This is a genomic window from Paracoccus hibiscisoli, from assembly GCF_005048265.1.
Taxonomy (GTDB): domain Bacteria; phylum Pseudomonadota; class Alphaproteobacteria; order Rhodobacterales; family Rhodobacteraceae; genus Paracoccus; species Paracoccus hibiscisoli.
Genome location: NZ_SUNH01000007.1, coordinates 79,840 through 93,575, shown reverse-complemented (window position 1 = coordinate 93,575; position 13,736 = coordinate 79,840). Strand labels below are relative to the sequence as shown.

General features: G+C 67.4%; 12 protein-coding genes. 6 read left to right on the top strand and 6 right to left on the bottom strand.

Annotation, left to right across the window (positions count from 1 at the left end; translation table 11 throughout):
- Position 1: 1 nt before the first annotated feature.
- The 3 genes from hydA to aptA all read right to left on the bottom strand — a co-directional run bounded on the left by hydA (position 2) and on the right by aptA (position 4,176).
- The gene (hydA, locus tag FA740_RS05610) at positions 2 to 1,453 is read right to left on the bottom strand and encodes a dihydropyrimidinase (RefSeq protein WP_136855903.1); all 1,452 of its coding nucleotides are present in this window, start codon (positions 1,451 to 1,453) and stop codon (positions 2 to 4) included.
- A 66-nt stretch (positions 1,454 to 1,519) separates the two neighbouring features.
- Entirely contained in the window at positions 1,520 to 2,785 is a 1,266-nt protein-coding gene (locus FA740_RS05605) for a Zn-dependent hydrolase (RefSeq protein ID WP_420873131.1), read from the bottom strand.
- Positions 2,786 to 2,850: 65 nt separating this feature from the next.
- Complete coding sequence (gene aptA, locus FA740_RS05600; protein WP_136855798.1) at positions 2,851 to 4,176, bottom strand: omega-aminotransferase AptA; 1,326 nt, start codon at positions 4,174 to 4,176, stop codon at positions 2,851 to 2,853.
- Positions 4,177 to 4,340: 164 nt separating this feature from the next.
- Between aptA and FA740_RS05595 the strand changes: the two genes are divergently transcribed.
- Positions 4,341 to 4,934, top strand: a complete 594-nt coding sequence (locus tag FA740_RS05595; protein WP_246053478.1) for a TetR family transcriptional regulator C-terminal domain-containing protein — start codon at positions 4,341 to 4,343, stop codon at positions 4,932 to 4,934.
- Here the strand turns inward: FA740_RS05595 and FA740_RS05590 are convergent.
- Together FA740_RS05590 and mepK are read right to left on the bottom strand one after the other, a co-directional pair.
- Positions 4,931 to 5,527 (bottom strand): TetR/AcrR family transcriptional regulator, encoded by a 597-nt coding sequence (locus FA740_RS05590; RefSeq protein ID WP_136855796.1) that lies wholly within the window; start codon positions 5,525 to 5,527, stop codon positions 4,931 to 4,933. The genes FA740_RS05595 and FA740_RS05590 overlap by 4 nt on opposite strands.
- Before the next feature lie 129 nt (positions 5,528 to 5,656).
- Positions 5,657 to 6,220 (bottom strand): peptidoglycan L,D-endopeptidase MepK, encoded by a 564-nt coding sequence (gene mepK, locus FA740_RS05585; protein WP_136855795.1) that lies wholly within the window; start codon positions 6,218 to 6,220, stop codon positions 5,657 to 5,659.
- A 303-nt stretch (positions 6,221 to 6,523) separates the two neighbouring features.
- Between mepK and FA740_RS05580 the strand changes: the two genes are divergently transcribed.
- The 4 genes from FA740_RS05580 (at position 6,524) to FA740_RS05565 (ending at position 10,897) form a co-directional block, all read left to right on the top strand.
- Complete coding sequence (locus FA740_RS05580) at positions 6,524 to 8,152, top strand: L,D-transpeptidase family protein (protein WP_246053476.1); 1,629 nt, start codon at positions 6,524 to 6,526, stop codon at positions 8,150 to 8,152.
- A gap of 70 nt (positions 8,153 to 8,222) precedes the next feature.
- Positions 8,223 to 9,323, top strand: a complete 1,101-nt coding sequence (lpxD, locus tag FA740_RS05575) for a UDP-3-O-(3-hydroxymyristoyl)glucosamine N-acyltransferase (protein ID WP_136855794.1) — start codon at positions 8,223 to 8,225, stop codon at positions 9,321 to 9,323.
- 12 nt (positions 9,324 to 9,335) lie between these two features.
- Entirely contained in the window at positions 9,336 to 9,602 is a 267-nt protein-coding gene (locus FA740_RS05570; protein ID WP_136855793.1) for an acyl carrier protein, read from the top strand.
- A gap of 86 nt (positions 9,603 to 9,688) precedes the next feature.
- Positions 9,689 to 10,897: a beta-ketoacyl-[acyl-carrier-protein] synthase family protein gene (locus FA740_RS05565; RefSeq protein WP_136855900.1), complete on the top strand. Its 1,209-nt coding sequence runs from the start codon at positions 9,689 to 9,691 to the stop codon at positions 10,895 to 10,897.
- Positions 10,898 to 10,958: 61 nt separating this feature from the next.
- Here FA740_RS05565 and FA740_RS05560 read toward each other — a convergent pair whose 3' ends face one another.
- Complete coding sequence (locus tag FA740_RS05560) at positions 10,959 to 11,687, bottom strand: invasion associated locus B family protein (RefSeq protein WP_136855792.1); 729 nt, start codon at positions 11,685 to 11,687, stop codon at positions 10,959 to 10,961.
- A gap of 509 nt (positions 11,688 to 12,196) precedes the next feature.
- Between FA740_RS05560 and FA740_RS05555 the strand changes: the two genes are divergently transcribed.
- On the top strand, positions 12,197 to 13,735 hold the full coding sequence (locus tag FA740_RS05555; protein WP_136855791.1) for a helicase HerA-like domain-containing protein: 1,539 nt from the start codon (positions 12,197 to 12,199) through the stop codon (positions 13,733 to 13,735).
- Position 13,736 lies beyond the last annotated feature (1 nt).

Here is a 13,736-nt window from a genome sequence, read left to right as displayed (position 1 = left end):
CTCAGACCCCGCTTGCCGGAATGCCCGAACGCTGGACCGGGCGCGGGGCCGTCAGCTCCTTCCAGGCGGTCAGGGCGCGGTTCACCTGGCCGCGCGGTTCGCGGGCCACGAATTCGCCATGCCCTTCGCGGCTGTCGATCTTGCCCTCGGTCACGGCGACCACGCCGCGGGTCAGGGTGAAGCGCGGCAGGCCCTTGACCCGCTGCCCCTCATAAACGTTGTAATCAATGGCCGATTGCTGCGCGCCCGCGCTGATGACCTTCTCGGCCTCGGGGTCCCAGACCACCAGATCGGCGTCGCTGCCGACCAGCACGGCGCCCTTCCTGGGATACATCCCCAGCACCTTGGCGATGTTGGTCGAGGTGACGGCCACGAATTCGTTGGGCGTCAGCCGCCCCGTGCCCACGCCGTGCGTCCACAGGACAGGCATCCGATCCTCAAGACCGCCGGTGCCGTTGGGAATCTTGGTGAAATCGCCCATGCCCGTGCGCTTCTGCTCGGTGGTAAAGGCACAGTGATCGGTCGCCACGACAGACAGGCTGCCCGATTGCAGCCCGGCCCACAGGCTGTCCTGATGCAGCTTGTTGCGGAAGGGCGGCGACATGACCCGCCGCGCGGCATGGTCCCAATCGGCGTTGAAATATTCGGATTCGTCCAGCACCAGATGCTGGATCAGCGGCTCACCCCAGACGCGCTTGCCCGCGGCGCGCGCGCGACGGATCGCCTCGTGGCTGTCCTCGCAGCTGACATGGACGACATACAGCGGCACACCCGCCATGTCGGCCACCATAATGGCGCGGTTCGTGGCCTCGCCCTCGACCTGGGGCGGGCGGGAATAGGCATGCGCCTCGGGGCCGGTATTGCCTTCGGCCAGCAGCCGCGCGGACAGCTCGGCCACCACATCGCCATTCTCGGCATGCACCATCGCGATGCCGCCCAGATCGCCCACCCGGCGGAAGGACGCGAACAACTCGTCGTCATTCACCATCAGCGCGCCCTTGTAGGCCATGAAATGCTTGAAGCTGGTGATGCCCCGGTCCACGACCGCCTGCATCTCGTCGAAAACCTGCTCCCCCCACCACGTCACCGCCATGTGATAGCTGTAATCGCAATGCGCGCGGCCCGCCTTGTTGTCCCACATCTGCAGCGCGTCCAGCAGCCCCTGACCCGGCGAGGGCAAAGCGAAATCCACGACCATCGTCGTCCCGCCCGCCAGCGCAGCCCGCGTCCCGCTCTCGAAGTCATCGGCGGAATAGGTGCCCATGAAGGGCATCTCCAGATGCGTATGCGGGTCGATCCCGCCCGGCATGATCAGACAGCCGCTGGCATCCAGAACCGTATCGCCGACCAGCCCCTGACCGATGGCCGCGATCCGGCCCCCTTCGATCAGCACATCCGCCGCATAGCTCAGATCCGCCGTGACGATCGTGCCGCCTCTGATGACCGTGCTCATCGCATCCCTCTTCTTCATTCAAATATCCTGGGGGTCCGGGGGTGAAACCCCCGGTCGTGGTCCGCGTCAGCGGACGATCTCGGCGGCGTCCAGCACCGCGTGCAACAGCACGTCGGCGCCCGCCCGCGCCCAATCGGGGGTGATCGCCTCGGCCTCGTTATGGCTCAGCCCGCCCTCGCAGGGGCACATGATCATCACCGTCGGCGCGACCTTGGCGATCCAGCAGGCGTCATGCCCCGCACCAGAAACGATATCCATGTGGCTGTAACCCAGCCTCTCGGCCGCGCCCCGCACCTTGCCGACTAGGTCCTCGTCAAAGCTCACCGGGTCGAAATGCCCGACGGGTTCAATCGCGATGCCCAGGCCCAGGTCAGCCGCAATATCAGCGGCTTCTGCCTCCAACCTTGATCGCATCGAGGTCAGCTTCTCCAGATCCGGAGACCGGAAATCGATGCAGAAGACCGCCTTTCCCGGGATCACATTGCGGCTGTTGGGCGACAAAAAGGCCTGACCCACCGCGCCCACGGCATCGGGCTGGTGGTCCATGGCGATGCGATGCACCGCCTCGATGATCCGCGCCATGCCCAGGCCCGCATTCACCCGCAGATGCATCGGCGTCGATCCGGTATGCGCATCCTTGCCGGTCAGCGTCACCTCCAGCCACCACAGGCCCTGACCGTGGGTCACGACGCCGATCTGCTTGCCTTCGGCCTCCAGGATCGGACCCTGCTCGATATGCAGCTCGAACATGGCGTGGATGCGGCGGTCGCCCGGCGCTTCGGTCCCGCGCCAGCCGATGCGATCCAGCTCATCGCCGAACCGCTTGCCGTCGGCATCCTCTCGGCTGTTGGCGTAATCCTCGGTCAGCACCCCGGCAAAAACGCCCGACGCCAGCATCGCCGGGGCAAAGCGGGCACCTTCCTCATTGGTCCAATTGGTCACCACGATGGGCCGCCGCGTGCGGATGCCCAGATCGCGGATCGAGCGCACGACCTCCAGCCCCGCCAGCACGCCCAGAACGCCGTCATAGCGCCCGCCGGTCGGCTGCGTGTCCAGGTGGCTGCCGATATGGACGGGGTCCAGATCGGGCTCGGTCCCTTCGTGGCGCATGAACATGCTGCCCATCCGGTCGACGGCCATGGTCATGCCGGCATCCTCGCACCAGCGCTGGAACAGGGCGCGCCCCTCGGCATCGGCATCGGTCAGGGTCTGGCGGTTGCAGCCGCCCGCGATGCCGGGACCGATCTGGGCCATCTGCTCCAGGCTGTCCCACAGCCGATCACCATCGACCGTCATGTTCGCAGCCGTCATCACGCCACTTGCGTCGCTCATTCGTCAGTCCTTCCTGTCGGGCCGCCCCATTCTATCGCGGGGTCGGCTGGATGGGTCAGGGCCGCTTACGCGGCCGTCTTCAGCACCTCGCCAAGCGTGCCGATCAGATGGTCGATCTGGGCCTCGCTGATGATCAGCGGGGGCGACATGGCGATGATGTCCCCGGTCACGCGGATCAGGATGCCCGCCTCGAAGGCGCGCACGAAGATATCGAAGGCACGCTTGCCGGGCTGTCCGTCGATGGGGGCCAGTTCGACCGCGCCGATCAGGCCCATGTTGCGGATATCGACCACGTTCGGATGATCGCGCAGCCCGTGGATCGCCTCCTGCCAATAGGTTTCCAGGCTGGCCGCGCGAGTCAGCAGACCTTCCTCGGCATAGGTGTCCAGCGTGGCAATGGCGGCGGCGCAGCTGATCGGATTGCCGGAATAGGTGTAGCCGTGGAACAGTTCGATCAGATGCTCGGGGCCCTGCATGAAGGCGTCGTGGATTTCGGCGCTGGCCAGCACCGCGCCCATCGGGATCACGCCGTTGGTCAGGCCCTTGGCGCAGCAGATCATGTCCGGCGTCACGCCGAAATGCTGGGCGGCGAAGGGGCTGCCAAGGCGGCCGAAGCCGGTGATCACCTCGTCGAAGATCAGCAGGATGCCGTGCTTTTTGGTGATCGCGCGCAGCTTTTCCAGATAGCCCTTGGGCGGCATCAGCACGCCGGTCGATCCGGCCATCGGCTCGACGATCACGGCGGCGATGGTCTCGGCGCCGTGCAGGGCCACGATCCGCTCCAGCTCATCGGCCAGATGCGCGCCATGTTCGGGCTGGCCCTTGGTGAACACGTTCTCGGGCAGATGAGTGTGGGGCATGTGGTCCACGCCCGCCAGCAGGGTGCCGAAATGGCGGCGGTTGTTGACGATGCCGCCCACGGAAATGCCGCCGAAGCCCACGCCGTGATAGCCGCGCTCGCGCCCGATCAGCCGGGTGCGGGCCGCGTCGCCCCGCGCGCGGTGATAGGCCAACGCGATCTTCAGCGCGGTATCGACCGCCTCGCTGCCCGAGTTGCAGTAGAACACATGCTCCATCGCGTCGGGCGCGATGTCCACGATGCGGTTGGCCAGCTCGAACGCCAGCGGGTGGCCCATCTGGAAGGCGGGGGCATAGTCCAGCTCTCCGACCTGGTTCTGCACGGCTTCGGTGATCCGGGGGCGGCAATGGCCCGCGTTGCAGCACCACAGGCCCGCCGTCCCGTCCAGGATCTGGCGGCCATCGGCGGCGGTGTAATGCATGTCCTTGGATGCGACCAGCATGCGCGGCGCCGACTTGAACTGGCGGTTCGCGGTATAGGGCATCCAGAAGGCGCGCAGATCATTCGGGGCGGGCTTGCGGTCCAGCGGCATGGGTACGTCCTCACGGAATATTGACCAAACGGTCAGGATCAGGCTAGCACGGGTCCATGGGCAGTCAAGCGTCCTGACAGGGCCATTGGCAATTCCCGTGCAACTGCCCATTTTCAGATCATGCCAGAGCCGGAGCATCGATGACAGACGCAAGCGCACCGCCGATGACCCGAATTCAGCAGAAGAACCGCGACCTGATCCTGCAGGGCGCGCTGGAGGCGTTCTCGGCCAACGGCTTTCGCGGTGCCACGATCGACCAGATCGCCAAGGCCGCGGGCCTGTCCAAGCCCAACGTGCTGTATTATTTCGGCTCCAAGGACGAGATCCACAAGGCGCTGCTGACCACGCTGCTGGAGATGTGGCTGGCGCCGATGCAGCAGATCGACCCTCAGGGCGACCCGCTGGACCAGGTGTTGGGCTATGTCCGGGCCAAGCTTTTGATGTCGCGCGATTATCCACGCGAGAGCCGGCTGTTCGCCTATGAGATCCTGCAGGGCGCGCCGCATCTGACCGAGATCCTGGGCGGGGGCCTGCGCGAGATCGTGGACCGCACCGTCGTCGTGCTGGAGCGCTGGATGGACGAGGGTCGGCTGGCGCGGGTCGAGCCGCGCCACCTGATCTTCTCGATCTGGTCGATGACCCAGCATTACGCCGATTTCGAGATCCAGGTCCGCGCCGTCCTGGGTGAGGGCCGCGACCCGGTGGCCGAGGGCGGGGCCTTCCTGGACGACCTCTATCGCAAGCTGCTGACGCCTTAGGCGGGCCCTGAGGCGGGCTTGTCCAGCATCTCGGCGGCGACCAGAATCAGCGACAGATTCTCATGCGCGGCGGCGATGAAATCCAGCCGCGTTCCCGCCACCCAATCCTTGGTCGCGGCATGGGTGCAGGCGATGATGGCGGCGGCCAGGATCTCGATCACGCGCTCGTCCGATCCGGGCAGGCGGCGGTGCAGTAGGGCGCGCATCTGGGCGCGGCGCGACAGCATCGCGCTGTTGCGCAGGGCCTCCAGCTTGGCGTCCTTTTCCGACAGGGCCAACAGGGCGCCGATCATCTCGCGCTCGCCCAGATAGCGGGCCAGATGCGCCTCGATCAGCAGGCCCAGATCGTCGATCAGGCGGCCCTTGCCAGCTGCAAAGGCCTCGGACGCCTCGGGCGGATAGTCGGGCGGTGGACCCATCAGGGCCGCTTCCTTGTAGGGATAATAGTTGAAGAACGTGCGCGTGCTGATTCCGGCATGGCGCGCAATCGCTTCGGTCGTGACATTCGCCAAGCCGTCGCGGACGGCCAGTTCGACGGCCGCAGCCTGGATTTTCTTGGCGGTACGGAAGCGACGCGTCTGGAGGGGGCTCATGCAGGTCCGTTCATCTGGTGTGTCTGCGGGCAAGGTGGCAAGCCCCGCGCGCGAGGGCAAGCCGGAAAACGCGGAAAACGCCGTCTGCCGGGGCAGAGGGCGCTTGCGCGGCGGGCATGCCTGCAAGGATCAGCTGCCCCAGGTGCGGACCGGACCGCAATCCATATGCACGAAGTTCGACCGGCTGTAGCGACCGACCCCGCCTGCGCGGCAGGCCACCGCCGCCTGATACATCTGCCCGACCGAGCGCGACTTCAGCCGCAGATCGGCCGCCTTGCCGGTCAGGTGCAGCGAGTTCTGGGCCACCCCGCCCGACTGGCGGCGCAGCATGGCGTTGGTGCGCGGCGAGCGATAGCCCGACAGCATCATGTAGGGTTCGTTGGTCTGCAGCAGGCGTGCCGACGCGGCGGCCACGTCCACCATGCGGGGATCGATGCCGATCACCTCTCCGGTGCGCCAGTCGCGCATGAAGACGTTGATCTCGTTCAGGGCCTCGCGGATGTACTTGCCGTCGACCCAATAAACGGTGTCGATGCTTTCGCCGGTGCGCCCGTTATACATCTTGACCCGCCGCATGTCGCCTGCGTTGCCGCGCAGAAAACCGAAGGCGTTGGCCATCACGGGGGTCGCCGCAACAGTCGTGGCCGCGAACACACCCAGAATGCCGCGACGGGAGATAAGGTCCATTGTCATGTCAGATCGCCTGTCCTGCTTCGTTTTTCGTCGGCCATCAGCGAGAGCCGCCGGTCGTGGTTTATCCCCGACCTGATTAACAATATGTCAAAAGGGCGTGCGCCACGAAACAGATTCTGGGCGTTGAAACCACCATAGCGCGAATTTCGGCGGGAACTTGCCGATATCACGGAGAGTTGCAAATCGGTTCCGCCACTGTGGCGCCCGCGACACGCCCTGTTTTCCGCTCTGCAAACAGGGGGATGGGCGATGGCGCGCCGGGGGCTGTTGTGGGATGATCGGGGCAGGTTCCGGGGGTGCAGAATGATGGATCGGTGGGTTGCGGGCGTGCTGTCGCTGGCATTTGCGGGGCTTTTGCCCGGGGTCGTGCCGCGTGCCGCGGCGCAGGAGGCTCTCTTTCCCGTGAGCGTGTCCGTTGCGCCACGGCTGGATTTCACCCGCGATCAGATGGCCCTGGCGATGGCCGTGTCCGACGACCCCGACCTTGCCGCGTTTTACGGCAGCAACGGCCTGCGACCCGTGTTTCAGGGCCCCGAGGGTGCCGCCCGACGGCAGGCGGTGCAGGCGGCCATCGCGGGCGCGCCGCGTCACGGCATCCCGGCGGCGCGCTATCGCCCGGAGGCGCTGGATGCGGGGGGTGGGCTGGCCTCCGAGGTGGCTCATGCCCGCGCTCTGTCGCGCCTGCTGCGCGACCTGACCGGCGGCGTGCTGAACCCGGCCCGCGTCGATCCCGAAATCAAGCGGCAGCCGCGCCGTGACCGTGTGGCGAGCCTGCTGACGCGGTTCCAGCATGCGGCGGACCCTGCGGCGGTCGTGGCGGGTGCGGCGCCCGATCATCCGGCCTATCTGACCCTGCAGGAGGCTCTGGCGGGCCGCGCCGACCTGGCCGTGCCTGCGGGCCTGCCGCGCATCCCCGAGGGCGTGTGGCGGGCGGGCATGCGCGATCCGGCGGTGGCTGTGCTGCGCGCGCGGCTGGCGGCCATCGGGATGGCGGGGCAGGCCGGCGACGATGCCGTCTTTGACGCGGGCCTGACCGATGCCGTGCTGACCTATCAGCGGGCGGCGGGTCTGCCCGATGACGGCGTGGCAGGGCCGCGCACCATCGCGGCGCTGAACGGCGACGGCGCCAGCGGGCGCGATGCCCGCCAGCGGGCGATCATCGTTGCGCTGGAGCGGATGCGCTGGATGGGGTCCGAGGATCTGGACCGCCGCCATGTCTGGGTGAATATCCCCGAATTCAGCACCACAATCGTCGAGGGCGGGACCGAGCTGTTCCGCACCCGCAGCGTCATGGGCAAGGACACGCCCGAGATGCGCACCCCCGAATTTTCCGAGATGATGGCCAATGTCGTCGTCAATCCCAGCTGGAACGTGCCCCGGTCCATCGCGGTGCGCGACTACCTGCCGCGTCTGCAGGCCAACCGCCATGCCGTGTCGCATCTGGACGTGGTCGACGGTCGCGGTCAGGTGCTGTCGCGCGACGGCATCGATTTCAGCGCCTATACGGCCGCGAATTTCCCGTTCCGCCTGCGCCAGAAGCCAAGCGACGACAATGCCCTGGGCGTGGTCAAGTTCATCTTTCCCAACCCCTGGAACATCTATCTGCACGACACGCCGTCCAAGCATCTGTTCGCCAACCGCGTGCGCGCGGAGTCGAACGGCTGCATCCGCATCGGCGACCCGGTCGATCTGGCCCATGCGCTGCTGTCGCGCCAGACGGAGAGCCCTGCGGCGATGTTCCAGCGCGCCCGCGACAGCGGCCGCGAGACCTGGCTGAAGCTGACGCCCGCGGTGCCGGTGCATCTGGTCTATTTCACCGCCTGGCCGGGGATGGACGGGCGGGTGCGGCTGTTCGACGACATCTATGGCCGCGACGCCCGCATCTGGGCTGCGCTGGAGGCGGAGGGCTTTGGCGCACCCTCCGGGTTGTGACCGCAGGGGGAACGCAGGCACTGGAAGCAGCGACCCAAACAGGCTAAGCCCTTGCGCGAAAGGGGGGACCATGGTCCTGACGATGGGTGAGCTGGCGCGGGCTCTGGACGCGCAGTGCTGGGGCGATGCGACGATCCGGGTGACCGGCGCGGCGGAACCGTCCGCCGTGGAACCCGCAGGCCCCCAGGGTGGCCAGCTGGCCATGGCCATGGCCCCGAAATACGCCGATCAGCTGCGCCCCGGCAGCATCGCCATCCTGGCGCAGGGCATGGACCCCGCGGCCTATGGCCTCAAGGCCGCGATCTTTGCGCCGCGCCCGCGCCTGGTGATGGCAGGGCTGACGCGCGCCTTTGATCCCGGCCCCGACATCGCGCCCGGCATCCACCCCACGGCGGTCATTGACCCCACCGCGCAGCTGGCCGAGGGCGCCGCCGTCGGGCCCTTCGTGGTCATCGGCGCGGATGTGGCGATCGGGCTGGGGGCGCGGATCGGCGCGCATGCCAGCATCGGGCGCGGCACGCGCATCGGGCAGGGCGCGCTGATCCATCCCGGCGTGCGCATCGGCCATGGCGTGACGGCGGGCGACCGGCTGATCGTGCAGCCCGGCGCGGTGATCGGCGGCGACGGCTTTTCCTTTGTCACGCCCGAGGAATCGGGGATCGAGGAGATCCGCCGCACCCTGGGCACCCGCGCGGACATCCGCCAGCAGCACTGGACCCGCATCCATTCGCTTGGCGGGGTCGAGATCGGCGACGATGTCGAGATCGGCGCGAATGCCACCATCGACCGAGGCACCATCCGCGCCACCCGCGTGGGCCGGGGCACCAAGATCGACAACCTGGTGATGATCGCGCATAACGTGGTCGTGGGCAGCGACTGCCTGCTGTGCAGCCAGGTGGGCATCGCCGGATCGTCGGTGATCGGCGACCGGGTGGTGCTGGCAGGCCAGGTGGGCGTCAGCGACAACATCCAGGTGGGCTCCGACGTGATCGCGGGCGGCGCCACCAAGATCTATTCCCGCGTTCCCGCAGGCCGCGTGATCCTGGGCAACCCCGCCGTCAAGATGGAGACCCAGATGGAGATCCAGAAGGCGATGCGGCGCCTGCCGCGTTTCGCGCAACAGTTGTCAAAGCTTCAGGAATCCGTGACACGCCTGTTGGAAAAGGGCTGAACAGGAGGCGACATGACAGACGACATCACCACGCGCATTCGGGCCATCATCGCCGAACAGGCCATGCTGGACCCCGACCAGATCACCGATCAGGCGACCCCCGCCGATCTGGGCATCGACAGCCTGGGTCTGGTCGAATCGATCTTTGCCATCGAGGAGGAGTTCGACATCTCGATCCCGTTCAACGCGAACGAGCCGGAAAAGTCGGAATTCGACATCTCGAACATGGGCACGATCATCGCGGCCGTGCATCGCCTGGTCGCGGACAAGGCCGGATGAGCAAGCCGCTGGACGAGGCGCTGATCGACGCGGGCCGCGCCGCCCCTGCGATTCAGGGCGGGCGCGATCTGGCCGGGCGCGGCGGGTTGCGCCGGGTGGTCATCACCGGGGCGGGTACGATCAACGCGCTTGGCCATGACGTCGCATCGACGATGCAGGCGTTCCGCGATGGCCGCTGCGGCATCACCCAGCTGGAGTTCCGCGACGTGGACCGCCTGTCGATCCAGATCGGTGCGCAGGTCCATGACTGGACCCCCGAGACCTATTTCAACCGCCAGCAGATCCTGCTCTATGACAAGTTCACCCAGTTCACGCTGCTGGCGGCCAAGCAGGCGGTCGAACAGGCGGGCCTGCATTTCCAGGGCGCGCTTGGGTTGCGGTCGGGGGTTGTGCTGGGCACGGCGGGCGGCGGGCTGAACACCTGGGACGAGAATTACCGCGCCGTCTATGAGGAGGGCAAGAACCGCGTTCACCCCTTCGTCGTGCCCAAGCTGATGAACAATGCCGCGGCCAGCCATGTCAGCATGGAATTCGGCCTGCGCGGTCCGGCCTTTACCGTCGCCACCGCCTGCGCCAGCAGCAATCACGCGATGGGGCTGGCGTTCCAGATGGTGCGGTCGGGGGCGGCCGATGTGATGCTGTCGGGCGGCTCCGAGGCGATGCTCTGCTTTGGCGGCGTCAAGGCCTGGGAGGGGTTGCGCGTCATGTCCAAGGACGCCTGCCGCCCCTTCAGTGCCAACCGCAACGGCATGGTCCAGGGCGAGGGTGCGGGCGTGTTTGTCTTTGAGGATTACGAACACGCCCATGCCCGCGGCGCCGAGATCCTGGCCGAGGTTGTGGGCTTTGCCATGTCGTCTGATGCGCAGGACATCGTCATGCCGTCCGCCCAGGGGGCCGAGCGCGCGATCACCGGCGCGATGATGGATGCCGGTCTGAACCGCGAGGATATCGGCTATATCAATGCCCACGGAACGGGCACCGCGGCCAATGACAAGACGGAATGCGCCGCCGTGGCCCATGCCTTCGGCCATCACGCGGACCGGCTGATGATCTCATCGACCAAGTCGATGCACGGGCATCTGATCGGCGGCACCGGCGCCGTCGAGTTGCTGGCCTGCATCATGGCGTTGCGCGACGGGGTGATCGCGCCCACGATCGGCTATCAGGAACCCGACCCGGAATGCGCGCTGGACGTGGTGCCGAACGAGGCGCGCGAGGCCCGCGTCGATGCGGTGCTGTCCAACGCCTTCGCCTTTGGCGGGCTGAACGCGGTCATCGCGCTGCGCCGGGTCTGACACGGGCGACCCATGCAAAAGGCCGCGCCCATCGGGGCGCGGCCTTGTCATGTCAGGGGGATCACTCTGCCGGAGCGGCGTCTTCTTCGGCCTCGGGCGCGGGTTCTGCGGCATAGGCGGTCAGCTCGTCAAAGGCGGCCGTGAACCCGGTCAGCGAGATCGGCAGCTGCACCGGAGAGGCCGGATCGCCGCCAAAGGGCAGCAGCTGGATGGTGGCGGTGCGGCCCCGCTTCATGCCGGCCAGCTCGTCCGGGGTAAAGCCCAGACGCGACACGCAGCCCACCGGCGCGCAGAAGCTGAACGGATAGCCGCGGAAATCCGCCTGGTCGACGCGAAAGCCCAGGCCCTCGATCAGGTCGGTCTCAAGGGGCGCGACCAGGGTGGCACCGGCGGCGACATCGCCGTTCTCCAGCGGCACCAGCGTCAGTTCGGCGACGGCGTTGTCATCCTCATCGGTCAGCAGCTTGTACATCTCGCAGGGGTCCTTGCCCTGACCGGCGCGGATGCAGCGGATGGTCCAGTCGCCATGCTCGGTCTTAGCGTAATAGGTGCCCGGTCCCTCGGGGTCGCGCGCTGCAGGTGCCGCAGGGGCATCGGCATCGGCGGTTGCCGCGTCGGGGGCGGTGGATTCGGTGGCCTCCGCCGCGGGGGCCTGCGTCGCGGCGTCCGTTTCAGCCTCGGTTTGGGCCTCGGTCTGGGTTTCGGGCTGGGCGGGGGCATCCTGCGCAAAGGCCGGGCCAGCAAGCAGGGCCAGGGCCGCGATCAGCGCGTGCGAGGATTTGATGGACATGGATGTTTCTTCCTTTTGCTCAACGCATTGCGGCTGATCTAGCATGCGGCCCGGCGCTTGTCAGTCCCCCCGACGCTGGCGGCGCTGTCACCTTGGCTTGATCCGCGCCCGCGCGGCATGCCCACCGGCAGCGCGCCGCCGCGCCTTGGGCAGGGTTCCGCGCAATCGGTCACGTCGCGGGGAACCGGGACGGCGCATCGGGCGTCTGTCCCATACGCGAAGGGCCGTGGTGTGAACCACGGCCCCCGACGCGTTGCGTAGTCTCCCTGCCGGACTGGCCGGTCATCATTGCTGGGCACGCTAGTCGCGCGACCGTGATCCGTCAACTGTCCTTGGTTGCTGCCCTCATCACAAAAAAAGCCGCGCCCGGGGGCGCGGCAGTCCAACAGGGAGGAAGGTCCGGGTCACGGGAGGTGAACCGGACAGGTGAACATTGCCACACAATCGTTAAGATAGCGTTTTCAGGGCGAACGTTGCGCCGCAGGGCGCAGGCAATGGCGAGGGACATGATGACGCGAGCGATTCTGGACGCGGATGCGGGCACGGTGACGGTCGGCGGCGCAGGGGCAGGGCATGCCACGCCCGAGACGCTGCTGCTGCGGCTGGCAAACCGTCACGGTCTGATCGCGGGCGCCACCGGCACCGGCAAGACCGTCACCCTCCAGACCCTGGCCGAGAGCCTGTCCGAGGCTGGCGTTCCGGTCTTTCTGGCCGATGCCAAGGGCGATCTGGGCGGGATCTCTCAGCCCGGATCGGATCAGGGCAAGATGCACGACGCCTTTCAGGCCCGCGCCGATCAGATCGGGCTGGATCTGACCTATCGCGCCTTTCCGGTGACTTTCTGGGATATCTGGGGCCAGCAGGGCCATCCGGTGCGCACCACCCCGGCCGAGATGGGGCCGCTGCTGCTGTCGCGCCTGCTGGGCCTGACGGATGTGCAGGAGGGGGTGATGACCATTGCCTTTCGCGTCGCCGACCAGCAGGGGCTGCCGCTGCTGGACCTCAAGGATCTGCGCGCGATGCTGGTCTGGATGGGTCAGAACGCCGCTGCCCTGTCGCAGGAATTCGGCAATGTCGCCCCGGCCAGCGTCGGCGCGATCCAGCGCGCGTTGCTGGTGCTGGAGACCGAGGGCGGCGACCGTCTGTTCGGAGAGCCCGCGCTGGCGCTGTCGGACCTGATGCGCCGTGACGCGGATGGCCGGGGCATGATCAACATCCTCTCGGCCGCGCGCCTGATGACCGCGCCGCGCCTTTACGCGACGTTCCTGCTGTGGCTGCTGTCCGAGCTGTTCGAGCAGCTGCCCGAGGTGGGCGACCCCGACCGCCCGCATCTGGCATTCTTCTTTGACGAGGCGCATCTGCTGTTCGACGGGGCGCCCAAGGCGCTGGTCGACAAGGTCGAACAGGTCGCGCGGCTGATTCGCTCCAAGGGGGTCAGCATCTGGTTCGTGACGCAGAACCCGGCCGATATTCCCGATGCGGTGCTGGGGCAGCTGGGCAACCGCGTGCAGCACGCCCTGCGCGCCTTTACCGCCAAGGATCAGAAGGCCCTGCGCGATGCGGCGCAGAATTACCGCGCCAATCCCGATTTCGACATTGCCGAGGCCATCCAGCAGGTCGGCACCGGAGAGGCGGTGACCTCGTTCCTGCAGCCCAAGGGGGTTCCGGGCATCGCGCAGCGCACGCTGATTCGGCCGCCCTTCAGCCATGTCGGGCCGATCACCGACGACCAGCGCGCGGCGGTCATGGCGGCATCGGGGATGGCCGCGCGCTATGACACCGCGCTGGATCGCGATTCCGCGCATGAGATGCTGGCCCGTCGCACCGAACAGGCGGGCGGCGGCAGCGATGCCGATCTGTTCCAGATGCCGGGCGGGAGCCGTGGCAAACCCTGGCCACCGGCGGCTAAACCAGTGTCAAAGCCGGGGCCTGCGCGGTCCGACAGCATCGCGCAGACCTTTGGCAAAAGCCTGGCGCGGCAGTTGGGCACCCGGACCGGGCAGGCGCTGGTCCGGGGCGTTCTGGGCTCGCTGGTCCGCAGACGCTGAC

Excerpts from the sequence above, each read along its gene's own strand:
- FA740_RS05560 (WP_136855792.1), bottom strand. The coding sequence starts at position 11,687 with ATGTCCATCAAATCCTCGCACGCGCTGATCGCGGCCCTGGCCCTGCTT.
- FA740_RS05605 (WP_420873131.1), bottom strand. The coding sequence starts at position 2,785 with ATGAGCGACGCAAGTGGCGTGATGACGGCTGCGAACATGACGGTCGAT.
- FA740_RS05590 (WP_136855796.1), bottom strand. The coding sequence starts at position 5,527 with ATGAGCCCCCTCCAGACGCGTCGCTTCCGTACCGCCAAGAAAATCCAG.
- hydA (WP_136855903.1), bottom strand. The coding sequence starts at position 1,453 with ATGAGCACGGTCATCAGAGGCGGCACGATCGTCACGGCGGATCTGAGC.
- FA740_RS05580 (WP_246053476.1), top strand. The coding sequence starts at position 6,524 with ATGATGGATCGGTGGGTTGCGGGCGTGCTGTCGCTGGCATTTGCGGGG.
- aptA (WP_136855798.1), bottom strand. The coding sequence starts at position 4,176 with ATGCCGCTGGACCGCAAGCCCGCCCCGAATGATCTGCGCGCCTTCTGG.
- mepK (WP_136855795.1), bottom strand. The coding sequence starts at position 6,220 with ATGACAATGGACCTTATCTCCCGTCGCGGCATTCTGGGTGTGTTCGCG.
- lpxD (WP_136855794.1), top strand. The coding sequence starts at position 8,223 with ATGGTCCTGACGATGGGTGAGCTGGCGCGGGCTCTGGACGCGCAGTGC.
- FA740_RS05555 (WP_136855791.1), top strand. The coding sequence starts at position 12,197 with ATGACGCGAGCGATTCTGGACGCGGATGCGGGCACGGTGACGGTCGGC.
- FA740_RS05595 (WP_246053478.1), top strand. The coding sequence starts at position 4,341 with ATGACCCGAATTCAGCAGAAGAACCGCGACCTGATCCTGCAGGGCGCG.
- FA740_RS05570 (WP_136855793.1), top strand. The coding sequence starts at position 9,336 with ATGACAGACGACATCACCACGCGCATTCGGGCCATCATCGCCGAACAG.